23 protein-coding genes are annotated in these 22792 nt (G+C 69.6%); all 23 read left to right on the forward strand.

The window, feature by feature from the left end:
• Positions 1 to 108 precede the first annotated feature (108 nt).
• The gene (locus AC3WRN_RS07845; protein ID WP_492622561.1) at positions 109 to 1551 is read left to right on the forward strand and encodes a flagellin N-terminal helical domain-containing protein; all 1443 of its coding nucleotides are present in this window, start codon (positions 109 to 111) and stop codon (positions 1549 to 1551) included.
• A 63-nt stretch (positions 1552 to 1614) separates the two neighbouring features.
• A complete protein-coding gene (fliD, locus tag AC3WRN_RS07850; protein WP_492622562.1) occupies positions 1615 to 3012 on the forward strand; it encodes a flagellar filament capping protein FliD in 1398 nt (465 codons plus the stop codon).
• Positions 3013 to 3034: 22 nt separating this feature from the next.
• Complete coding sequence (fliS, locus tag AC3WRN_RS07855) at positions 3035 to 3451, forward strand: flagellar export chaperone FliS (RefSeq protein ID WP_492622563.1); 417 nt, start codon at positions 3035 to 3037, stop codon at positions 3449 to 3451.
• Positions 3448 to 3726, forward strand: coding sequence for a flagellar protein FliT (fliT, locus tag AC3WRN_RS07860; RefSeq protein WP_492622564.1), 279 nt, complete (start codon positions 3448 to 3450; stop codon positions 3724 to 3726). Before fliS ends, fliT begins: the two co-directional genes overlap by 4 nt.
• An 84-nt stretch (positions 3727 to 3810) precedes the next feature.
• Entirely contained in the window at positions 3811 to 4365 is a 555-nt protein-coding gene (locus AC3WRN_RS07865) for a PilZ domain-containing protein (RefSeq protein WP_068095238.1), read from the forward strand.
• A gap of 345 nt (positions 4366 to 4710) precedes the next feature.
• On the forward strand, positions 4711 to 6135 hold the full coding sequence (locus AC3WRN_RS07870) for a sigma-54 dependent transcriptional regulator (protein WP_492622565.1): 1425 nt from the start codon (positions 4711 to 4713) through the stop codon (positions 6133 to 6135).
• A 126-nt stretch (positions 6136 to 6261) separates the two neighbouring features.
• The gene (gene fliE / locus AC3WRN_RS07875; RefSeq protein WP_068095234.1) at positions 6262 to 6591 is read left to right on the forward strand and encodes a flagellar hook-basal body complex protein FliE; all 330 of its coding nucleotides are present in this window, start codon (positions 6262 to 6264) and stop codon (positions 6589 to 6591) included.
• A gap of 47 nt (positions 6592 to 6638) precedes the next feature.
• Positions 6639 to 8339, forward strand: coding sequence for a flagellar basal-body MS-ring/collar protein FliF (gene fliF / locus AC3WRN_RS07880; RefSeq protein ID WP_492622566.1), 1701 nt, complete (start codon positions 6639 to 6641; stop codon positions 8337 to 8339).
• 16 nt (positions 8340 to 8355) lie between these two features.
• Positions 8356 to 9345, forward strand: coding sequence for a flagellar motor switch protein FliG (fliG, locus tag AC3WRN_RS07885; protein WP_201028758.1), 990 nt, complete (start codon positions 8356 to 8358; stop codon positions 9343 to 9345).
• A complete protein-coding gene (locus AC3WRN_RS07890; protein ID WP_068095228.1) occupies positions 9345 to 9974 on the forward strand; it encodes a FliH/SctL family protein in 630 nt (209 codons plus the stop codon). The genes fliG and AC3WRN_RS07890 overlap by 1 nt, the downstream gene beginning before the upstream one ends.
• Complete coding sequence (gene fliI / locus AC3WRN_RS07895) at positions 9971 to 11350, forward strand: flagellar protein export ATPase FliI (protein ID WP_492622567.1); 1380 nt, start codon at positions 9971 to 9973, stop codon at positions 11348 to 11350. Before AC3WRN_RS07890 ends, fliI begins: the two co-directional genes overlap by 4 nt.
• A complete protein-coding gene (gene fliJ, locus AC3WRN_RS07900; RefSeq protein ID WP_492622568.1) occupies positions 11347 to 11772 on the forward strand; it encodes a flagellar export protein FliJ in 426 nt (141 codons plus the stop codon). The genes fliI and fliJ overlap by 4 nt, the downstream gene beginning before the upstream one ends.
• A gap of 64 nt (positions 11773 to 11836) precedes the next feature.
• A complete protein-coding gene (locus AC3WRN_RS07905) occupies positions 11837 to 12919 on the forward strand; it encodes a flagellar hook-length control protein FliK (protein ID WP_492622569.1) in 1083 nt (360 codons plus the stop codon).
• Between the two features lie 282 nt (positions 12920 to 13201).
• Positions 13202 to 13705, forward strand: coding sequence for a flagellar basal body-associated FliL family protein (locus tag AC3WRN_RS07910; protein ID WP_492622570.1), 504 nt, complete (start codon positions 13202 to 13204; stop codon positions 13703 to 13705).
• Between the two features lie 14 nt (positions 13706 to 13719).
• On the forward strand, positions 13720 to 14736 hold the full coding sequence (gene fliM, locus AC3WRN_RS07915; protein WP_492622571.1) for a flagellar motor switch protein FliM: 1017 nt from the start codon (positions 13720 to 13722) through the stop codon (positions 14734 to 14736).
• Positions 14733 to 15080: a flagellar motor switch protein FliN gene (gene fliN, locus AC3WRN_RS07920; protein WP_492622572.1), complete on the forward strand. Its 348-nt coding sequence runs from the start codon at positions 14733 to 14735 to the stop codon at positions 15078 to 15080. Before fliM ends, fliN begins: the two co-directional genes overlap by 4 nt.
• A gap of 137 nt (positions 15081 to 15217) precedes the next feature.
• The gene (gene fliO / locus AC3WRN_RS07925) at positions 15218 to 15586 is read left to right on the forward strand and encodes a flagellar biosynthetic protein FliO (RefSeq protein WP_068095214.1); all 369 of its coding nucleotides are present in this window, start codon (positions 15218 to 15220) and stop codon (positions 15584 to 15586) included.
• On the forward strand, positions 15583 to 16329 hold the full coding sequence (gene fliP / locus AC3WRN_RS07930) for a flagellar type III secretion system pore protein FliP (RefSeq protein WP_492622573.1): 747 nt from the start codon (positions 15583 to 15585) through the stop codon (positions 16327 to 16329). Before fliO ends, fliP begins: the two co-directional genes overlap by 4 nt.
• A 763-nt stretch (positions 16330 to 17092) precedes the next feature.
• The gene (gene fliQ, locus AC3WRN_RS07935) at positions 17093 to 17362 is read left to right on the forward strand and encodes a flagellar biosynthesis protein FliQ (RefSeq protein ID WP_492622574.1); all 270 of its coding nucleotides are present in this window, start codon (positions 17093 to 17095) and stop codon (positions 17360 to 17362) included.
• A complete protein-coding gene (fliR, locus tag AC3WRN_RS07940; protein WP_492622575.1) occupies positions 17359 to 18129 on the forward strand; it encodes a flagellar biosynthetic protein FliR in 771 nt (256 codons plus the stop codon). Before fliQ ends, fliR begins: the two co-directional genes overlap by 4 nt.
• 5 nt (positions 18130 to 18134) lie before the next feature.
• Positions 18135 to 19271: a flagellar biosynthesis protein FlhB gene (gene flhB, locus AC3WRN_RS07945; protein WP_492622576.1), complete on the forward strand. Its 1137-nt coding sequence runs from the start codon at positions 18135 to 18137 to the stop codon at positions 19269 to 19271.
• A gap of 15 nt (positions 19272 to 19286) precedes the next feature.
• Positions 19287 to 21380 (forward strand): flagellar biosynthesis protein FlhA, encoded by a 2094-nt coding sequence (gene flhA, locus AC3WRN_RS07950; protein ID WP_492622577.1) that lies wholly within the window; start codon positions 19287 to 19289, stop codon positions 21378 to 21380.
• Between the two features lie 124 nt (positions 21381 to 21504).
• Positions 21505 to 22782, forward strand: a complete 1278-nt coding sequence (gene flhF / locus AC3WRN_RS07955; RefSeq protein ID WP_492622578.1) for a flagellar biosynthesis GTPase FlhF — start codon at positions 21505 to 21507, stop codon at positions 22780 to 22782.
• Positions 22783 to 22792: the final 10 nt, after the last annotated feature.

The raw sequence follows: 22792 nt of genomic DNA on the forward strand, positions 1-22792 counted from the left end.
CATGGTGGGGGTCGAAACAGTGACTGAGGCGGCGGTGTTCCCATCGGAATCCCCGCTGGCAACCACCGCCGAATACCGGCACCTACGACCCCATCTGGAGATACTCCCATGGTCATGAGCGTCAACACCAACATCAGCTCGCTGAACGCCCAGCAGAACCTGGCCAAGTCGCAGAGCAAACTCGCCACCGCGATCATGCGACTGTCCTCGGGCATGCGCATCAACAGCGCGAAGGACGATGCCGCGGGCCTCGCCATCTCGACCCGCTTCACCACCCAGATCAACGGCTTGAACCAGGCCGTGTCGAACGCGAACGACGGCATCTCGCTGGCACAGACCACCGAGTCGGCGCTGAACGAGGTGACCAACAACATGCAGCGCATCCGTACGCTGGCGGTGCAGTCGGCCAACGCCACCAACTCCGACAGCGATCGCGCCGCGCTCGATGCCGAAGTGCAGCAGCGCCTGTCGGAAATCACCCGCATCTCGCAGCAGACCACGTTCAACGGCCGCCACGTGCTCGACGGCACCTTCGGCAGCGCCGCGTTCCAGATCGGCGCCAACGTCGGCGAGACGATCTCGGTCAACCTGAGCCAGGGCGCGGGCGCCAAGCAGGTCGGCCAGATGGCCAATACGCAAAGCGTCGACCTGGGCGCCATGTTTACCGTCAGCGCGGCGACGCCGGGCACGGCGACCAGCCTGGTCGTGGGCGCGTCGACCACCATCGTTGCGGGCGACTTGACCATCGGCGGCACCGCCGTGGCCGCGGGCACCTATACGGGCGCCCAGTTTGCCGCCGCGATCCAGACGGCCGGCGGCGCCGGCGTCACCGCGACCTTCAACTCCACCAGCAACCAGATCACCATCAGCAACACCAACGCGACGGCGGTGGCGATCGGCGGTACCAAGCAGGCGACCTATTTCAGCACCACCAGCGTGGCCGCGCAGACGCCGGCCTCCACCGGCATCCTCACGCTGGCCACCGGCGACCTGACGATCCAGTCGGCAAGCGGCGGCACCGCCGTCGACATGAACGGCACCTATAACAGCGCGCAGAGCCTGGTCGATGCGATCAACGCCAAGGGCGTCGCCGGCGTCTCGGCCTACTACGACAGCACCAGCCACATGGTGCACCTGAACTCGCAGTCGGCGCTGACCGTGAACGGCACCAAGTCCGGCGCGGGCGCGGGCAACCTGGGCTTCACCGGCGCGGGCGCCACCGCGATCGCCACCGGCGGCAGCCTGTCCACCAGCGACGTGAAGACGGTGTCCAGCGCCAACGACACCATTAGCCGCATCGACGCCGCGCTGAACACGGTCAGCTCGATGCGCAGCGACCTGGGCGCGGTGCAGAACCGCTTCCAGTCCACCATCGCCAACCTGCAGACCATCTCGCAGAACCTGTCTGCCTCGCGCAGCCAGATCCAGGATGCCGACTTCGCCGCGGAGACCGCGAACATGTCCAGCGCGAACATCCTGCAGCAGGCCGGCGTCTCGGTGCTGGCGCAGGCCAACGCCTCCACCCAGAGCGTGCTCAAGCTGCTGCAGTAACTTGCCACCGGAGCGGCCGCGGCACATCGCGGCCGCTCCATCCATTTTTGAGGGACCCCGCACATGGCGATCACCGTCGGCTCCACCAGCACCCCGACCACGGGCCTGCTGACGTCACTGGGCGTGGGTTCCGGGCTCGACGTGGCCAATCTGGTCAGCCAGCTGGTCGCCGCGAAGAAGGCGCCGCAGCAGAACCAGATCACCAGCCAGACCAACACGGCGAACACCCAGCTTTCGGCGCTGGGCCAGGTCAGCGCTGCGCTTTCCGCGTTGCAGTCGGCGATGGCCCCGCTCACCGACGGCAGCGCCTTCACCGCCCGCGCGGTAAGCAGCAGCGACACCACCGTACTCGGCGCCAGCGCCACCGGCACTCCCGTCAACGGCAGCTACAATATCGTCGTGACGCAGCTGGCCAGCGCGCTGAAGGCTTCGTCGGGTGCATTCGCCAGCAGCAGCGCTGCGGTCGGTACCGGCACGCTGACCATCGCGGTAGGCAGCCAGTCGATGAGCCTCACCCTCGACAGCACCAACAACTCGCTGGCGGCGATCCGCGATGCGATCAACGGCGCCAGCACCAACCCCGGCGTGAGCGCCACCATCGTCACCGGCACCGACGGCGCGCACCTGGTGCTGAGCGGTACCCGCACCGGCGCGGCGAACGGTTTCTCGGTAAGCAGCAGCGGCGGCGACGGCAAGCTGGCGGCGCTGAAATACGATCCGACGGCCTCCAGCGGCAACGGGCTGAGCGTGGTCACCGCCGCCGCAGATGCGAAGTACAGCATCGACGGCCTGGCCGCCAGCAGCGCCGGCAATACTGTCAGCAGCGCGATCGACGGCCTCACCCTGAACCTGGTCAAGGCCGGCAGCAGCACGCTGAGCGTGACCAGCGACACCAGCAAGGCCACCAGTGCGCTGACCAACCTGGTCAACACCTACAACGGCTTCGTCGGGATCTACCAGAACCTGACCAGGTACGACGCTACCAGCGGCACCGCCGGCGCACTGCTCGGCGACGCCACGCTCAACAGCATCAACAACACCTTGTCGAGCATCATCGGCGGCACCGCCAACGGCGCCTCGCTGTCCTCGATCGGCATCTCGCTGCAGGTGGACGGCACGCTGAAGTTGGACAGCGGCAAGCTGGCGACCGCGCTCGGCGACGGCGGCAAGCAGGTGGGCGCCCTGTTCGGTGGCACCAACGGCTTCGCGGCGAAGCTCAATGCTCCGCTGACCAGCTGGGTCGGCAGCCAGGGCGTGCTGGCCAGCCGAACCAGCAGCATCGGCCAGCAGCTGAGCGACCTGGCCAACCAGCAGACCGCGCTGAACAGTCGCATGGACAGCCTCACCGCGCTCTACAAGGCGCAATTCACCGCGCTCGACACGTTGATGTCCAAGCTCAACAGCACCAGCACCTACCTGCAGCAGCAGTTCGACGCGCTCACCGCGGCGAACAAGAAGTAATCAGCAAACGGGAGACACGCACATGGGATTCGGCTACGGCGCAGGCGCCTATCAGCAAGTCCGCTCGCACGGTGGGGTGGAGTCGGCCGATCCGCACGGGCTGATCACGCTGCTGATGGACGGTGCGCTGGAGCGCATGGTGAAGGCCCGCGCGCACATGCTGCGCGGCGAGGTCGCGGCGAAGGGCGAGGCGATTTCACGTTGCATCGAGATCATCGGCGGCCTGCGCGGCAGCCTCGACCCCAAGGCGGACCCGGCCCTGGTCGGCCGGCTGGATTCGCTCTACGACTACATGAGCCGCCGCCTGCTGCAGGCCAACCTGCGCGACGACGCCAGCCTGATCGACGAGGTCAGCAACCTGCTGCAGCCGATCCGCGACAGCTGGGTGCAGATCGGCCCGTCCGTACAAGCCGCGGCAGGCGTGCCGGCGCAGCCATGAACCTGCTGGAGCGCGCCCTGCAACTGACCCGCGGCATGCTGGCCGCCGCGGGTGCGCAGGAGTGGACCCGGCTGATCGAGCTGGAAGCGGAGCGTGCTCCGCTGCTGTTGCGCGAGCACGAGCCGGATCCGGCGAGCCGTGCCCGGCTGGGCGAGATTCTGGCGTACGATCGCCAGCTGCAGGCGCTGGTGGGCAGCGCGCGGGACTCGGCGGCCGGGCAGTGGCAACGCGAAGCCGACCGTGCCCGTGCGATCGCCGCCTACAGGCAGCCGTGACGGGCACCGGCTGCTGATGCCCGACTCCCGCAAGGCCGCCGGCGTGGCGGCTTTCGGCACCCCGTCGCGCCGCGGAGCCACACCATGACCACCAGCAGCTGGGATGATTTCGACCAACGGGTGAGCAGCGAGGAAAGCCTGCATGCCGACAGCGAGCCGCTCGCCTGGCCGCCGTCGCAGGAGCTGCTGATGCGCCTGGCCGAGCGCAACGCGAACACGCTGGCGGCGATCGCCGCGCTGGAAGAGCGTCGTGCCGACCTCGGCGAGGACGACAACCCGCTGATGCAGGAAATGCTGCGGCTAGACGCCAAGCTCACCGCGCTGGTGGATATCGTCAATCACCTGCTGGCGCCCACCGGCGCGCTACCGTCGCGCCAGTCGCTGCGCTTCAATGCGGCCGGCGCGCTGTTGCCGGCCGCGCTGGTGCCGCCGGGCGGTGCGTTGCTGCTGCGGCTGCGCTTCGACGCATGCCGCAGCCTGCCGCTCGAGTTGGCGGCGCGTGCGGAACGTCAACTCGACGATGGTCGAATCTTCGTGGCGTTTGCACCGCAGGGCGACATGCTGGGTGACGCAATTGAGCGGTTGGTATTTCGCCATCATCGACGCAAAGTGGCAGAGGCCCGCCAACTGGCCGGATGAAACGTGGCACGGCCGGCGCGTCGAATGTGATGCGGTTCGCAAATACGAAACTCGGTTTGCACCGGCCATGATGCCCGTCACATCTCTTGCGCTAATCGCGTCACGTAAACGTTTCCACATAAATATTTTTCGTTTCATGAAGTTACGCCTGACCCTCGCGTATGTGGAAGCGGGTCGGGCATCGCGTTTTGCCGACATGTGACGTTTTGTTGCCGCGCCAGTTCGCGAAACTGGCCTCCTTATTGCTCATGGTTCATCAGGCCGGCGACGGAAAGTCGGCACCGATGAAAAGGCCGTCCCGCCGGAAGCATGGGACTGCCAAATGTGCGGCAAGGAGAAACTGCAGTGCAAAAATTCGACTTCCTGGTCATCGAGTCCGATCAGGCACGGGTAAGCTCCGTGCTCTCGGCACTTCACTTCCTGGGTTATCGGCCGCAACACGGTGCCAGCTGCGACGGCGTCGACGAGTCCACCCATGCCTGGCGCGCCGTGTATGTCGGCAGCGTCGACGACAAGGCCGAGGCCGAACGCCAGTTCGCCCTGCTCGGCGGTGCGGCGGCCCACGTCCCGGTGCTGCTGGCCAGCGACTCGCCCTGGCTCGAGCGGTTCAGTGCCCCGGCATCGTCGTTTGCCGCGCGAATCGCCACCCTGGCATTCCCGCTGCGCTACGAGAAGATAGCCGAGGCGATGCGCAACCTTTATGCGCGCCTGCTTGGCGGGCAGTCCGGCGCCCTGCGCTTCGTCGGCAATTCGATGCCGATGGTCCGCGTCAACGCCCTGGTCCGCCAGGTCGCGCCGTTCGATTCGAGCGTGCTGGTGCTGGGCGAATCGGGCACCGGCAAGGAGATGGTGGCGCGCGCGATCCACGAGCAGTCGCCGCGCCACGACAAGCCGTTCGTGGCGATCAACTGCGGAGCGATCCCTGCCGAATTGCTGGAAAGCGAATTGTTCGGCCACGAGAAGGGCTCCTTCACCGGGGCGATCAGCGCCCGCAAGGGCCGCTTCGAGATGGCCGAGGGCGGCACCCTGTTCCTCGACGAGATCGGCGACATGAGCCTGCCGATGCAGGTGAAGCTGCTGCGCGTGCTGCAGGAGCGCGCGTACGAGCGGATCGGCGGCACCAGGACCCAGCGCTGTGACGTGCGCATCATCGCCGCCACGCACCGCAACCTGGAACAGTCGATCGCCAACGGCCAGTTCCGCGAGGACCTGTTCTATCGCCTCAGCGTGTTCCCGCTGGAGCTTCCGGCACTGCGCGAGCGGCTGGAGGATCTGCCGACCCTGATCGACGAGTTCAACCAGCGGCTGGCCCGCCGCGGCCTTGGCGTGGTGCGCTTCAGTGCCGGCGCGATGCAGGCGCTGCGTGCGCATGCGTGGCCGGGCAACGTCCGCGAGCTTTCCAACCTGGTCGAGCGGATGGCGATCCTGTTCCCGCACGGCGAGGTGCGCAGCAGCGAACTGCCGGAAAAATACCGCTGCCGGCAGTCGGGCGACGAAGTGCGCGGCGCGGCCCTGCTGGCGCTGATGGAGGACGAGCCGCAGCCGGGCGAAGGCGGCGTGCATCCGGCGGACGAAGCGCTGCGCCTGCTGCCCGAGGACGGCCTCGACCTGAAGGATCACCTGGCCGACATCGAGGTGAGGCTGATCCGCCAGGCTCTCGACGCCGCCGGCGGCGTGGTGGCGCACGCCGCGCGCCTGCTGCACATGCAGCGCACCACCCTGGTGGAGAAGCTGCGCAAGTACGGCCTGCAGAACAGCCTGGCGGCGTAGGCCGGGGCCGGAGGCGCGGATCGGCGAAGCACGACATCGCCATTCGCATCGCCATGGCACGGCTCGTGCATTTACCACCTGCAAACCCGTCACGCGCCGGGATTCCGTCACGAGGCAACCAGCGACATGAGCACAATCGACGTCAACAACCTGCTTGCCCAGATGCGCCAGATGACGGCGCAGGTGCGCCTGCCGGAAACCGCCGTCAAGGCGGCGCCGGCCGGCGCCGGGCCGGCCGACTTCTCCGCGCTGCTCAGGCAATCGATCTCCGCGGTGGGCCGCAGCCAGACGGAGGCGGGCAACATGGCCGCAAGCTTCGAGCGCGGCGACCCCGGCGCCGATCTCGGGCGCACCATGATCGCGGTGCAGAAGGCCGACCTCTCGCTGCGCACGATGGTCGAGGTGCGCAACAAGCTGGTCGATGCGTACAAGGACATTATGAACATGCCGGTCTGACGCGCCCGCGCCGACCTTCGACTCCGCCCTAGCCGACGAGCAGCAGCATGGCAGACAACGCCATCGCGACGACCGCAAACAACGGTACGCGCCTGGATCCCCTCAAGCAGATCGCCAGCAATCCGGCGACGCGCCAGTTCATGCTGCTGGTGGCGGTGGCCGCGGCGGTGGCGCTGGGCGTGGCGGTGGTGCTGTGGTCGCGCGGACCGAGCTACGGCCTGCTGTACGCCGGGCTGGAGCAGAAAGACGCCGCGGCGATCACGCAGGAACTGCAGGCGAGCAACACGCCTTACCAGCTCGGCAACGACGGTTCGTCGATCATGGCGCCGGCGGCCGACCTGGCCGCGCTGCGGCTCAGGCTGGCCGCGAAGGGACTGCCGCAGGGGAGCGCCGCCAGCAGCGCGCTGCCGGCCGCCGATTCGCCGTTCGGCATGAGCGACCTGGCCGAGCGCACCCGTTACCAGCAGCTGCTGGAGACCGATCTCGGCACCACCATCAGCGGCTTGCAGTCGGTACGCGCCGCGCGCGTGCACCTGGCGCTGCCGAAACCGTCGGCCTTCGTCCGCGACAGCCGCGAGGCCAGCGCATCGGTACTGGTCACGCTGTATCCGGGACGCCAGCTCGACGCCGGCCAGGTGGCGGCGATCGTGCACCTGGTCGCGGCCAGCGTGCCGGAACTGGACCCGCGCCAGGTTTCGGTGATCGACCAGCAGGGACAGTTGCTGACCAGCGACCCGGACAGTCCGGGCGCGGTAGGCGACAACCGCCTGCGCATGACCACGCGCATCGAGAACACCTATGCCCAGCGCATCGAGGAACTGCTGACGCCGCTGGTCGGCCCCGGCCGCGTGCGCGCGCAGGTCTACGCGGACCTGGATTTCAGCCAGAGCGAGAAGGCCACCGAAACCTTCGGCCACGATCACCCGGCCCTGCGCAGCGAGCAGACCAGCAGCGAGCACCGCGGCGGCGGCACCGCTGCGGCGGGCGGCGTGCCCGGCGCGCTCAGCAACCAGCCGCCGACCCTGGTGGCGCAACCGACCGCGGCCAGGCCGGAGGCCGGCAAGCCCGGCAGCGCCGGCGCGACGGCGACGGCGGCCGGCGGTACCGGCGAGAACTCCAGCAGCGCCACCCGCAACTACGAACTCGACCGCACCATCAGCCATGTCAGCGACCCGGCCGGCCGGCTGGCCCGCCTCACCGTGGCGGTGGTGCTGGACGACAAGCTGGTCGCTCCCGCCGCCGATCCGGTCAGCGGCGCGGCCCCGGAGGCCAAGAGCGTGCCGTTCAGCGCGCAGGAACTGCAGCGCCTTACCGAGCTGACCAAGAACGCGGTGGGCTTCAACGCCGCGCGCGGCGACAGCGTCAGCGTGGTCAACCAGGCATTCCATCGCGATCCCGCGCCGGATGCCCTGCCGGCGACGCCGCTGTGGGAGCGGCCCGGCGCGATGGATCTGTTCAAGCAGGGGCTCGGCGTGCTGATCGCGCTGCTGGTGGCGTTCGGTCTGCTGCGCCCGCTGCTGAAGGGGCTGCTGCGCGGCGAGGCCACGGCGCGTGCGCTGCCGGCGCCGATGCCGAAGATCTCGGTGCGCGTGGACGACGAGCCGGCGGCCAACGAGCCGGCCCGGCTCGACGCCGTGCCGACGCTCGCCTACGAGCAGCGCATCGGCCAGGCGCGGCGGATGGTCGGCGAAAACTCCAAGCAGGTGGCACAAGTGGTGAGGAACTGGGTGAGCGAAGATGGCAATTAACCGTCCCGACGCAACCATCAGCGGCGCGCAGCGCGCGGCCATCCTGCTGCTGACGCTCGGCGAGCAGGACGCCGCCGAGGTGCTCAAGCATCTCAGCGCCCGCGACGTGCAGGCGGTGGGCACCGCCATGGCGGCACTCTCCAGCGTGTCGCGCGAACACGTCGAACACGTGCTGGACAAGCTCGGCGAGGACATGGGCCGGCAGACCGCGCTGGGCGTGGGCACCGAGGAATACATCCGCAAGATCCTGGTCAACGCGCTGGGCGAGAGCAAGGCCGGCGGCCTGATCGACCGCATCCTGCTCGGCCGCAGCAGCAAGGGGCTCGAATCGCTGAAGTGGATGGAGAGCCGCGCCATCGCCGAGATGATCAACCAGGAGCATCCGCAGATCATCGCGCTGGTGCTGGCGCACCTGGAACCCGACCAGGCGGCCGAGGTGATCGGCTACCTGCCGCCGCGCGTGCGCTCCGACGCGGTGATGCGCATCGCCACGCTGGACGGCGTGCAGCCGCACGCGCTGAACGAACTGGACGAGATCATGGAGCGCCAGTTCTCCGGCAATACCAAGAAGCTCAAGTCAGCCAGCGTCGGCGGGCTGAAGGCCGCCGCCGACATCCTCAACGCGATGGAAACCAGCCGCGAAACCGAACTGATGACGGCGATCCGCAGCCACGACGAGGCGCTCGGCGGGCGCATCGAGGACCTGATGTTCGTCTTCGACGACCTGGCGGAGCTGGACGACCGCGGCATGCAGCAGCTGCTGCGCGAAGTGCCGTCGGGCACCCTGGTCACCGCGCTCAAGGGCGCCGAACCGGAAGTGCGCGAGAGGATCTTCGCCAACATGTCCAAGCGTGCCGCCGACATGATGCGCGACGACCTGGAGGTGAAGGGCCCGGTGCGCCTGAGCGAGGTCGACGCCGCGCAGAAGGAGGTGCTGGCCACCGCCAGGAAGCTGGCCGATGCCGGCCAGCTCAGCCTGAGCTCCGGCGGGGATGAGTACGTCTGATGGCGGCCGCGGTCCACAACGCGGTGGCGGATTTCCAGCGCTGGGAGCTGCCGAACGTGGGCACCCGGCCGATGCCGTCGAGGGCGGCCGACGCGTCGCCGCAACCGACCGTGCGCGAACTGGCGGCGCTCGAGCAGCAGGCGCGCGAGGAAGGCTATGCCGCCGGCCTCGCCGAAGGCCGGGAGGCGGCGCAGCTGCAGTTGCGCCAGCGCATGGCCCAACTCGACGCATTGTACGAAGCGGCGGCGCGCCCGCTGCTGGCGCTCGACGAACAGGCCGGGCAGGAACTGGCGCGGCTGGCCACGGTGGTGGCCGGCCGGGTGATCGTGCGCGAACTGCAGCTGTCGCCCGACCTGGTCGCGCGCGCCGTGCGCGAGGCGGCCGGCGCGCTGCCGGCGGCCACCCGCGAGCTTCGGGTGCACGTGCATCCGGAGGACCTGGCCTTGCTGCGCGAGCTGGGAGCGGCCGAAAGCCATTGGCAGCTCCTCGCCGATCCCGCGCTGGCGCGTGGTGATTGCCGGCTCGAAAGCGAGCGCTCGCGCCTCGACGCGCGGGTGGAAACCCGCCTGGCGGCGGTGATCGACGCCGTGCTCGGCGACGATGCCGAATCCACCGGCGGTGACGCATGAGTATCGACGCCGACCGCGATGTCACCGACGGCGCGCGCCGCGCGCGCTGGCAGCGGCGGTTTGCCCGATACGCCGCGCGCGCCGTTGCGGCGCGCCCGCTGACGGTGGAAGGCAGCCTGCGCCGCGTGGTCGGCCTGACCCTGGAAGCGGAAGGCTGCGAGGCCGCGCTCGGCGCGCGCTGCCTGGTCGACACGGCCGACGGCGCAAAGCTCGAGACCGAAGTGGTCGGCTTTGCCGACGAGCGCCTGCTGCTGATGCCGGTGGGCGACATGCACGGCGTGCTGCCCAATGCACGGGTTCGCCCGTGCGCGCACAGTGGCGGCCTGCCGGTCGGCATAGGCTTGCTGGGCCGGGTGATCGGCGCCGACGGCGTACCGCTGGACGGGTTGGGCCCGCTGGATTCGGACGAGCACGCCGCGCTCAAGCGCGAACCGATCAACCCGATGGCGCGCAAGCCGATCGACGCGCCGCTGGACGTCGGCGTGCGCGCGATCAACGCGCTGCTCACCGTCGGCCGCGGCCAGCGGCTGGGCCTGTTCGCCGGTTCCGGCGTGGGCAAGTCCACACTGCTCGGCATGATGACCCGCTACACCAACGCCGACGTGGTGGTGGTCGGGCTGATCGGCGAGCGCGGCCGCGAAGTGAAGGAGTTCGTCGAGCACACGCTGGGCGAGGAAGGCCGGCGGCGCGCGGTGATCGTCGCCGCGCCGGCCGACGCGCCGCCGCTCAAGCGCCTGCGCGGCGCGCAGTACGCCACCGCGATTGCCGAGTGGTTCCGCGACCGCGGCCAGCGCGTGCTGCTGCTGATGGATTCGCTGACCCGTTACGCCCAGGCGCAGCGCGAGATCGCGCTGGCGATCGGCGAGCCGCCGGCCACCAAGGGCTACCCGCCGTCGGTGTTCGCGATGATGCCGGCACTGGTCGAGCGCGCCGGTAACGACGCCGACGGACGCGGCTCGATCACCGCGTTCTACACCGTGCTCACCGAGGGCGACGACTATCGCCACGATCCCATCGCGGATGCCGCCAGGGCGATCCTGGACGGCCACATCGTGTTGTCGCGCGACCTCGCCGAAGCCGGCCATTACCCGGCCATCGACATCGAGGCGTCGATCAGCCGCGTGATGCCGGCGGTGGTGGCGCGCGGGCACCTGCGCGCGGCGCAGCGTTTCCGCCAGGTCTATTCGGCCTACCGCCAGCAGCGCGACCTGATCGCGGTGGGGGCCTACCAGAAAGGCTCCGATCCGCAGGTCGACCAGGCGATCGAGATGTGGCCGCAGCTGCGCGCCTTCCTGCAGCAGGAAGTCGACGAGCCGATGGCGCTCGACACGGCCATCGACAAGCTCGCTGCCCTCGCCGAACAGGTGGCCGGATGAATTCGCGCACGAAACAGCTGGAACCCGCGGTGGAGCAGGCCAGGCAGCGCAGCGAGGAAGCGCTGGCGAAGCTGGCCGCACAGCAGCAGCAACTGGCCAGGGCCGAGCTGCAGCTTGGCGAACTGCAGCGCTACCGGCGCGAGTACGCCGCCGCCGGCGACGCTGCGCTGGGCGTGGCGGCGCTGCTCAACCGCCGGAAATTCGTCGAGCGGATCGACCAGGCGATCACGCAGCAGACCGCCGAAGTCGGCCGCCAGAGCCGGCAACTGGAGCAGATACGGGAGCGCTGGCAGCAGGCGCACGCCCGCGAAAGCGCGCTGGACAGCGTCGTCGCCCAGCACCGCGAGCACGAGCGCCGGGCCGAGGCCCGGCACGAGCAGGCCGAAGTCGACGAGCGCATGCAGCACCGGCGGCTGCGATGAGCGGCCCGATCGTGCAGCCATCGCCGGCACCTGCCGCGTTTCCACGTGAAGGGAAGTCCTTGCCATGACCACGCCAGCCGTCGCCCCCGGCCCGCCTGCACCGACACCTCCGCGCACCGCGGCCGCAGGCGGCCCCCGCGAAGATGCCGCGGCGCCGGGCCCGTTCGACCGCCAGTTGCACGCGGCGCGCCAGCAGCGCGATGCGGCGGGTGCGGATCCCTCGTCGAAAGCGCCGGAGCGCCGCGAGCAGGCGCCGGCGCCGCGCCAGCCGGACGCCGCTGCGCCCGCCGCCGATCCGCCGTCCGCGACGGGGCCCCGGCCGGCACCGGCATCGGGCGCCGTGGCGGTGGCGCCGGATGCCGCAGCGCCTGCAGCGAAAGCGCCGGCGGAGAAGGATGCTTCGGGCGAGCCGGCGGCATCGGCCCTGGCCGGCGCCATGCTCGCGCTGCTCGGCCCGTCGGTCGCCGGCGTGCTGCGCCCCGCCGTGACCGGGGCCGTCGACGTCGTGCCGGCGGGCGGCAAGAGCGTGGCCACCGACGCCGGCGCCGCCACGTCGCTGCAGCTCGACGCTGCCGCTGCCGTCGAGCTGCCCGTGACGGCCGTCGTGGCGGCGGTGTCCGGGCGCGGCCCGTTGCCGGTGGTCGATACCGGCCGGGAGCCGTCGAAAGACGCGGTGACGCCGATCGCGCTGCCGGGCCAACCGCCACCCGCCGCGCCGGTGGTTCCGCATGCGCTGCAACTGCAGTCGCCGCCGGGCGGCCCGGCGTTCGGCCAGGAACTCGGCCAGCACGTGGCCTGGCTGGGCGGGCAGGATATCAAGCAGGCACGGATCCGGCTGCATCCCGAGGAGCTGGGCTCGCTCGACGTCAATGTCAGCGTGACGCACGGTCGCGTGGACGTGGTGTTCAGCGCGCAGCATCCGGCGGCCGTGGCGGCCGTGCAGCAAGGCCTGCCGCAGCTGGACCAGATGCTGGCCCGGCACGGCCTCTCGCTGGGCCACGCCGAGGTGGGGCAGCGCGATCGCGGCGATGGCCGCCGTCGCGCCGGCCATGCCGGCGCGGGCGTGGCGGACGAGATCGTCGAAGTCCACGGCATCGGCCCGGCGGCATCGCCGGGTCGGGTCGGCCTGCTCGACGCGTTCGCGTAACGCGGGCGAATCCGCGCTTCATCGCATCCGCACTTTGCGGTTTTCTCCGCGCGCGGAAATCGCCGGGGCGGGAGTGCGCCTGCACCGCCGGCCGGCACGTCGCGATCGCGTCGCGACGATGCGCCGGCAGGCGTCAAGAAAGCGCCGCGCGGCGTGCCGCGTTCGCGTGCGATGCCGTCAAATCCAGCTGGAACAACGTTTCCTGTGGATGGCACGTGGTTTGCTTCTGTTGGTGGGCGCTCCCGCCGAGCGCATTCCAAACCATGGCAGACCGAGGTTTTCATGATCGACGACGAACAAGCCGTAGCGGTGGCCGACGCGCCGGCGGAGCGCAACAGCCGCAAGCCGCTGGTGATCGGGGTGGCCGTGGCGTTGCTGCTGGCGCTGGGTGCCGGCGGCTACGCCTGGCAGGCGCGCCAGGGCACGCACGCCGCGAACGGCAGGGCGAAGGCCCCCGACGTCGGCAAGGCCGAGCTGTACCTGCCGCTGGATCCGGCCTTCGTGGTGAATTTCCGCGATGCCGGATCGCTGCGCTACCTGCAGGTGGGGGTAACCCTGATGTCGCACGATCCCGAGGCGATCAACGTGGCGAAGGCCGCCGACCCGGTGCTTCGCGATGCCCTGGTGGCGCTGTTCAGCAACCAGGACTACTCGATCATCAGCGACGCCGCCGGCCGCCAGAAGCTCCAGGAGCAGGCGCTGGACGCGGTGCGCAAGATCGTCCGGGCGCGGCTCGGCCGGCCCGGCATCGACGCGCTGTATTTCACCAGCTTCGTGATGCAGTAACGGATGCCGCGCGCATGAGCGATCTGCTTTCCCAGGACGAGATCGACGCGCTGCTCGACGGCGTCGCCGGCGGTGCGGTGAGCACCGGCAGCGACGAGCCGTTGCCGCCCGATGCGGTGCTCACCTACGACTTCACCCAGCAGGACCGCATCGTGCGCGGCCGCCTGCCCACGCTGGAGATGGTCAACGACCGCTTCGCGCGGTTCTTCCGCACCGGCGTCTTCAGCGTGCTGCGCAAGACCTGCGAGGTCTCGGTGCTGGGCGTGAAGATGGTCAAGTTCGCCGAGTACGTGCACGGCCTGGCGGTGCCGAGCAACCTCAACCTGGTGCGCATCAAGCCGCTGCGCGGCACCGCGCTGGTGGTGTTCGAGCCGCGCCTGGTGTTCACCGTGATCGACAACTTCTTCGGCGGCGACGGCCGCTACCACGCCCGCATCGAGGGGCGCGACTTCACCGCCACCGAGAACCGCGTGATCCAGATCATGCTGGGCGAGCTGTTCGGCGCGATGGCCGAGGCGTGGGCGCCGGTGCTGGGCCTGCAGTTCGAGTACCAGAGCTCGGAGATCAACCCGCAGTTCGCCAACATCGTCAGCCCGACCGAGACGGTGGTGGTGTCGCGCTTCCACGTCGAGCTCGACGGCGGCGGCGGCGAGATCCACCTGACCCTGCCGTACGCGATGGTCGAGCCGATCCGCAACCTGCTCGACGCCGGCGTGCAGAGCGACCGCGCCGACCGCGACGACCGCTGGGCGGAGATGCTGCAGGAGGAAGTGCTCGACGCGGAAGTGGGCCTCAGCTCGCTGCTGCTCGACGTGCAGCTCAGCCTCGGCGAGTTCCTGCACCTGCGGCCGGGCGACGTGATCCCCGTGCAGTTGCCCGAACTGGCCACCGTCTACGCCGAAGACGTGCCGGTGTTCCGCGGCCGCTACGGCCAGTCCGGCGGCCGCAACGCCGTGCGTTTCCATGTCCAGGCCGGGCGGCGCGAAAGGCGCGCGGCCGGCGACCTTTCCAGAGAGAAGAATCCCGCATGAACCAGCCTACTGAAGCCGCGTCCGCCCACGCCGGCGAGCGCGTCGAGTTCGATTCGTTGCACGGCACCGCTGCAGGCAGCGGCGAGGTCAACCTCGACATGATCCTGGACGTGCCGGTGACCCTGGCCATGGAGGTCGGCCGCACCCGCATCAGCATCCGCAACCTGCTGCAGCTGAACCAGGGTTCGGTGGTGGAGCTGGACCGCGCCGCCGGCGAGCCGCTGGACGTGTTCGTCAACGGCACCCTGGTGGCGCACGGCGAAGTGGTGGTGATCAACGAGAAGTTCGGTATCCGCCTGACCGACGTGATCAGCCCGGCCGAGCGCGTGCGGAAGTTGCGGTGACAACGGCCGTGATGACCAGGCCTTCGTCTGTTGAGAGCCGGGATGCGGATCGCGCAGGCAGGATGCCGGAGCGAACATCGGCGAAGCCGATGGCCCCCAGGGCAAGCCGCCGATGCGGCGAGTCATACGGGATACGCATGGCGCTGGCGCCGGTGGCGCTGCCGGCGGCCGACATCAACGTGGGCGGCGAGTTGCTGCGCGTGCTGCTCAGCCTTGCCGCGGTGGTGGCGCTGATCTTCGTCGCGGGCTGGCTGAGCCGGCGCCTGCAGGTGCGCAGCCGGCCCGGCGGGCGGCGCATCCGCTGCGTGGAGACGTTCGCGGTGGGTGCGCGCGAGCGGCTGCTGCTGCTCGACGCCGACGGCAAGCGCCTGCTGGTCGGCATGGGGCCGGGCGGCATGCGCACGCTGCACGTCTACGACGGCACGCCCGCCGAACCCACCGTGCCCACCGCACCGGCGCTGCCCGCGTTCGGCGAGTTGCTGGCGCGCTGGAAGCGCGGCTCATGAAGTCGCGGCGCTGGGTCATCGCCGTCCTGCTGCTGGCCCTGCCGCTGGCGACGCTGGCGGCACCGCCGGGGATACCGCTGGTGAACGTGCAGAGCGCGCCCGGCGGCGGCCAGAACTGGACGCTGTCGCTGCAGGTGCTGGCGCTGATGACGACGCTGACCCTGCTGCCGGCGATCGCGCTGATGATGACCTCGTTCACCCGCATCGTGATCGTGCTCGGTTTCCTGCGCCAGGCGCTGGGCACGCAGTCGACGCCGCCGAACCAGGTGCTGCTGGGGCTGTCGCTGTTCCTCACCCTGTTCGTGATGTCGCCGGTGCTCAATCGCGCCTGGGTCGACGGCGTGAAGCCGTACATGGATGGCCAGCTCGCCGCCGAGCAGGCGCTGCCGGCGGCCGCGGCGCCGTTCAAGCGCTTCATGCTCGACCAGACCCGCGAGGCGGACCTGCAGCTGTTCACCCGGCTGGCCCGGGAGAAACCCTACGCCGGCAAGGCCGACGTGCCGTTCAAGGTGGCGATGCCGGCGTTCCTCACCAGCGAGCTGAAGACCGCGTTCCAGATGGGCTTCCTGCTGTTCATCCCGTTCCTGATCATCGACCTGGTGGTGGCCAGCGTGCTGATGTCGATGGGCATGATGATGGTCTCGCCGATGATCATCTCGCTGCCGTTCAAGATCATGCTGTTCGTGCTGGTGGATGGCTGGACGCTGCTGCTCGGGACCCTGGCCGGGAGCTTCTACACGTGACCGCGCATCGGCTGGCCGCAGCCTTCGTAGGAGCCCGCTCGCGGGCGATGCTCTCGCTCGTCCCCGCATTCAGAGCGAAGAGCTTTCAGAGCAAGAGCTTTCGTCTGCCTGCGGCAGCCGAGTCACTTTCTCTTTGCGTGGCCAAAGAGAAAGTAACCCAAGAGAAAGGCCACCCCGCTTGCGCGCCTTGCGGGCATCCTGCCCGCAAGGTTCGCGGCCGGGCTACGGGATTTTTCGACAGCACATCCTGTGCTGGCGAAAAACTGGCCGGCATCCATGCCGGCCACCCTACGGGCTTTCCTTCGCCCGCCCGCCGCTGCAGAGGGGCCCCAGGTAGAGCAGCGGGCCATCGTGGCCCGCACTCTTCAGAAAAGCCAAAGCAACAGCCAGATCAACAGCAGTGCAACAGCAGCGCTGGACTTTGCTCTGTGGCTTTTGCTTCCCAGCTTCATCATCGAGTGCGGGCCACGATGGCCCGCTGCTCTACCCGGGGCCCCTGTGCGGCGGTGAGTCGGGGTCGACAGGCCGCGCAGCGGGAGTCGGCAGGATGCCGACTCCTTTTCGCCAGCACATGGATGTGCTGTCGAAAAGCCCGGCCTCGACTCACGGACTTGCCGGGCAGGATGCCCGGCAAGCGCCAAGCGGGGTGGCCTTCTCTTTTGGTTACTTTTCTCTTGGCCAAGCAAGAGAAAAGTGACTCGGTCGCCGTAGGCGATCGAAAGCTCTTCGCCTTTGACGCAGAAAAGCAAAGCGGAGCCGCCCCATGACCCCCGAATCCGTCATGGAGATCGGCCAGCACGCGCTGTACGTGGCGATGCTGGTGGCCGCGCCGCTGCTGCTGACCGCGCTGGCGGTGGGCCTGCTGGTGGGCGTGATCCAGGCGGCCACGCAGATCAACGAGATGACGCTCAGCTTCATCCCCAAGCTGATCGCGATGGCGCTGGTGGCGCTGGTCGCCGGGCCGTGGATGCTGCGCCTGCTGGTGCATTACACCACGCAACTGATCGAAAGCCTGCCGGGAGCGATCCGGTGACGGCGCTGGACCTGGCGCGGCTGCCGCTGTGGCTGGGCAGCCTGTTCTGGGCGCTGGGCCGGGTGAGCGGGCTGTGCCTGGTGGCGCCGGTGTTCAGCGCGACGGTGGTTTCGGCGCGTATCCGCATCGGCGTGGTGGTGGTGCTGGCACTGGTGCTGGTACCGCTGGCGCCGGCGACGATCGACCCGCTCAGCGGCGACGGCGTGGCGACGATGGCCGGGCAGGTGCTGATCGGCGCGGCGGTGGGCTTCGTACTGAAGCTGGTGTTCGAGGCGGTGGCGTTCGGCGGCGAGCTGGTGGGGCAGAGCATGAGCCTGGGTTTCGCCGAGGTGGTCAACCCGCAGGCCGGCGGCAGCGCGAACGTGCTGAGCGGGTTCTACCTGTTGCTGGTGACCCTGCTGTTCCTCGCGATGGACGGCCATCTGCGCCTGATCGCGCTGCTCGCCGACAGCTTCCGCAGCCTGCCGCCGGGCATGCCGGCGATCGACGCGAACGGCCTGCACGCGGTGGTCGGCTTCGCGGCGGAGCTGTTCTCCGGCGCGGTGCGCGTGGCGCTGCCGGCGATGACCTCGCTGCTGGTGGTGAACATCGGCTTTGCCGCGATCAGCCGCGCGGCGCCGTCGATGAACCTGTTCGCGGTGGGCTTTCCGATCACCGTGTCGCTGGGCTTCATCGCCCTGTGGCTGGCGCTGCGCAGCCTGCCGGGCGCGTTCGCGGCGCTGCAGGATGACGCCTGGTCGCTGATGCGCAACCTGCTGGGGAGCTGACCGCGATGGCGGACGACAGCGACCAGGAAAAAACCGAACAACCTACCGAAAAACGGCTGCGCGAATCGCGCGAGAAGGGCGAGGTCCCGCGCTCGCGCGACCTCTCCGGCGCGGTGGTGGTGCTGGCCGGCGTGGCGGCGCTGATCAGCGGCGGCGACAGTGCGTTGCTGCATGCCCGGAGGATCTTCGCGCTGGGCCTCGGCTACTCGCGCGAGGCGCTGCTCTCCGACGCCTTGCCCGGCCGCGCGCTGCACGCGGCGGTGAGCGAGGCGCTGGGCCTGTTCGCGCCGGTGGCGCTGGCCACGCTGCTGGCCGCCGTCGCCGCGCCGCTGCTGCTGGGCGGGCTGAATTTCAGCGCGCAGGCGTTGCAGCCGAAGTTCGACCGGCTCGACCCGATCAAGGGGCTGGGCCGGATCTTCGCGATGCGCGGCCTGGTCGAGCTGGGCAAGGCACTGCTGAAGCTGCTGTTCATCGGTGCGGTGCTGGCCCTGCTGCTGCGGCACTGGCAGGGCGAGCTGCAGGCCACCGGGCGCGGCCCGGTGATGGCCGGCATCGCGCAATCGATCGGTCTGCTCGGCCGCGCCGCGCTGTGGTTCGGCTCGATGCTGGCGCTGATCGGCGGCATCGATGCCCTCTACCAGAAATTCGACCACGCGAAAAACCTGCGCATGACCCGGCAGGAAATCCGCGACGAGATGAAGGAGAGCGAGGGCAACCCCGAGATGAAGGGGCGCATCCGCCAGGTGCAGCAGGCGCAGGCGCGCCGGCGGATGATGGAGGAACTGCCCAGGGCCGACGTGGTGGTGGTCAACCCGACCCACTTCGCGGTGGCGCTGCGCTACGACGATGGCCGCCTGGGCGCGCCGCGGGTGATTGCCAAGGGCGTCGACGTGCTGGCCCAGCAGATCCGCCTGGTGGCGGGCTCCCATCGCATCCCGCTGGTCGAGGCGCCGCCGTTGGCACGCGCCTTGTATGCCACGACTGAACTGGGCCGGGAAATTCCCGCCGCGCTGTACGTGGCGGTGGCCCAGGTCCTCGCCTACGTCTACCAGCTGAAGCAGGCCGCGGCGCAGGGCGAAGCGCCGCCGCCGGCACCCACCCCCGAGGTCGATCCCGACCTCATGGGGCCCTACCGCGAATAACGACGAGTCAAATCCATGACGGGTGCAGACGTACTGGGCAACTTCAAACACCTGGCGCGACGTGGCGCCGGCGCTCCGGTGATGATGCTGGTGATGCTGGCGATGCTGATGTTGCCGCTGCCGCCGTTCCTGCTCGACATGCTGTTCAGCTTCAACATCGCGCTGTCGCTGGTGATCCTGCTGGCGGTGGTCTACGTGATGCGTCCGCTGGAGTTCGCCGCGTTTCCCACCGTGGTGCTGATGGCGACCCTGCTGCGGCTGGCGTTGAACATCGCTTCCACCCGCGTGGTGCTGCTGCACGGGCATGACGGCCCCGGCGCCGCCGGCAAGGTGATCGAGGCGTTCGGCGAATTCGTGATCGGCGGCAACTTCGCGGTCGGCCTGGTGGTGTTCGCGATCATCACCATCATCAACTTCGTGGTGGTCACCAAGGGCGCCACCCGTGTGTCGGAAGTGACTGCGCGGTTCACCCTGGATGCGATGCCCGGCAAGCAGATGGCGATCGACGCCGATCTCAACGCCGGCCTGCTGACCCAGGAGCAGGCGCGTGAGCGGCGCCAGGAAGTGCGCGAGGAGGCGGACTTCTACGGCTCCATGGACGGCGCCTCCAAGTTCGTGCGCGGCGATGCCACCGCCGGCATCCTGATCCTCATCATCAACATCGTCGGCGGCTTCTTCGTCGGCGTGATGCAGCATGGCCTGTCCGCCGGCGAAGCAGCCCGGACCTACACCCTGCTGACCATCGGCGACGGCCTGGTGGCGCAGGTGCCGGCGCTGATGCTGTCGGTGGCGGCGGCGATCATCGTCACCCGCGTGTCGAAGTCGCAGGACATGGGCAAGCAGGTGATCGGCCAGGTGTTCGGCCAGCCGCGCGCGCTCGGCGTGGCGGCGGCGGTGCTGACCGTGATGGGGCTGATTCCCGGCATGCCGAACGTGGCATTCCTGCTGCTCGGCGCCAGCTGCGGCGGCGCGGCGTGGCTGCTGCTGAAGCGCGAGCGCGATACCCGCGCCAAGCTGGCCGAGTCGATCGCCGAGAAGCCGGCCGCCGCCGTTCCGCCCGAGCGGGTGGAGCTGGGCTGGGAAGATGTGGCCAGCGTCGATCCGCTGGGCCTGGAAGTGGGCTACCGGCTGATCCCGCTGGTCGACGTGCACCAGGGCGGCGAGCTGATGGGGCGGATCAAGTCGGTGCGCCGCAAGCTGTCGCAGGAGCTGGGCTTCCTGGTGCCGGCGGTGCACATCCGCGACAACCTCGACTTAGGTCCCAACACCTACCGGATCACCCTGATGGGCGTGCCGATGGGCGAGGCCGAGGTGCACAACGAGCGCCTGATGGCGATCAACCCGGGCCAGGTGCACGGCACGTTGCAGGGCATCGCCACGCAGGACCCGGCGTTCGGGCTGGAGGCGGTGTGGATCGAAAGCGGCCAGCGCGAGCTGGCGCAGAGCTACGGCTATACCGTGGTCGATCCGGCCACGGTGATCGCCACGCACCTGTCGCACATCCTGCAGGGCCACGCGCACGAGCTGCTCAGCCACCAGGACGTGCAGCAGCTGCTGGACCGGCTCGCCGCCACCGCACCGAAGCTGGTCGAGGACCTGGTGCCCAAGCGCCTGGCACTCGGCGTGGTGGTGAAGGTGCTGCAGAACCTGCTCGCCGAGCGGGTGCCGATCCGCAACATGCGCAGCATCGTCGAATCCTTGGCGGAGCACGCCGGGCAAAGTCAGGATCCCGGCGTACTGACCGCCGCCGTGCGCGTCGCGCTGGGCCGGCAGATCGTGCAGGAGATCACCGGGCTGGGCACCGAAGTGCCGGTGATCACGCTGGCGCCGGAGCTCGAGCAGATCCTGCTGGGCTCGCTCTCCGGCGGCGGTGGCGTGGCCGGCGCCGCGGTGGAACCGGGCCTGGCCGACCGTTTGCAGCAGAGCGTGGCCGACGCCGCGCGGCGCCAGGAATTGAGCGGGGAACCGGCGGTGCTGCTGGTCGCGCCGCTGCTGCGGCCGTGGCTCGCGCGCTTCACCCGCCACGTGGCACAAAACCTGCACGTACTGGCTTACAACGAAGTGCCCGACAACCGTCGGGTGCGATTGGTACAGGCGCTGGGACGATGAGAACCGGGATGACGGGATTCGGGATTGGGGATTCGAAAAAGCAGGCGGCGCGGCGAGCTTGCGGCGTTTTCGCTTTTGACGAATCCCCAATCCCGAATCTCGAATCCCGTTTGCGGAGCAGGCAATGAAGATCAAACGGTTCGTGGCGCCGGACATGCGCCAGGCGATGCGCGAGGTGCGCGAGGAGCAGGGCCCGGAAGCGGTGATCCTGTCCACCCGCCGGTTCGAGGAGGGCATCGAGGTGATCGCCGCGATCGACTACGACGAGGCGCTGGTACGCGAGGCGGCCAGGCACGGCGCGCCGTCCACCGCGCCGTCGCCGGCGGCGGCCGATGTCGTGGCGGCGCCGACGTCGCATGCCACCCCGGACGAAGCGGAGCCCGAGTCCTTGCCGCGTCCATCGACGGTGCGGCCGGCCGTCGCCGCACGCGCGGCGAAGAACCCGCAGGCGATGCATCCGCTGATGGAACGTGCCGCGCAGGACACGGCGCAGCTGCGCAACGAACTGGGCGACCTGCGCGCGATGCTGGAGGTGCAGCTGTCGAGCCTGGCCTGGAACGACATGGAACGGCGCCAGCCGCTGCGCGCCCGCGTGCTGCGCGAGATGACGCGGCTGGGCATCGAATCCGATGTCGCGCGCGCACTGGTGGCCGAGCTGCCCGAGAAGATCAGCGCCGAGCAGGCACGCTACCTGCCGCTGGGCATGCTCAGCCGCAGCCTCGCGGTGAGCGGACGCAGCCTGTGCGGCGACCGGCGCGGCGTCACCGCGCTGGTGGGGCCCACCGGGGTGGGCAAGACCACCACCATCGCCAAGCTCGCCGCGCGCGCAGTGATGCAGCACGGTGCCGACCAGGTGGCGCTGGTCAGCACCGACCACTACCGCATCGGTGCCGCCGCGCAGCTGGAGCATTACGGCCGGCTGCTCGGCGTGCGGGTTTATCCGGCCTACGACGCGGCCAGCCTGCGCAAGGTGCTGGAGATGCTGCGCGACCGCCACACCGTGCTGATCGATACCGCGGGCGTGGCCGGCAGCGATCCGCGGCTCGCGCAGCAACTGGAGATCCTCGCCGACGCCGGCGAGCTGCGCGCCTGCCTGGTGCTGGCGGCCAACGCGCAGTCGCAGGCGCTGGACGACGCGGTGCGCGCCTACCTGCCGCTGCGGCCGCATGCCTGCATCCTGACCAAGCTGGACGAGGCGCCGAACCTGGGCGGCGCGCTGTCGGTGCTGATCCGGCACCGGCTGTCGCTGGACTACACCACCGACGGCCAGCGCGTGCCCGAGGATATCGCCACGGCGGATGCGCGCGTGCTGGTGTGCCGCGCCGCGCAGTCGCTCAGGGGCGAGGCGCCCGACGACGGCGTGATGGCCGAGCGCTTCGGCCTCGCGGTGGCCGAAGCATGAGCGGAGTACT

It is taken from the genome of Rhodanobacter sp. FW101-FHT13A11, assembly GCF_058790335.1.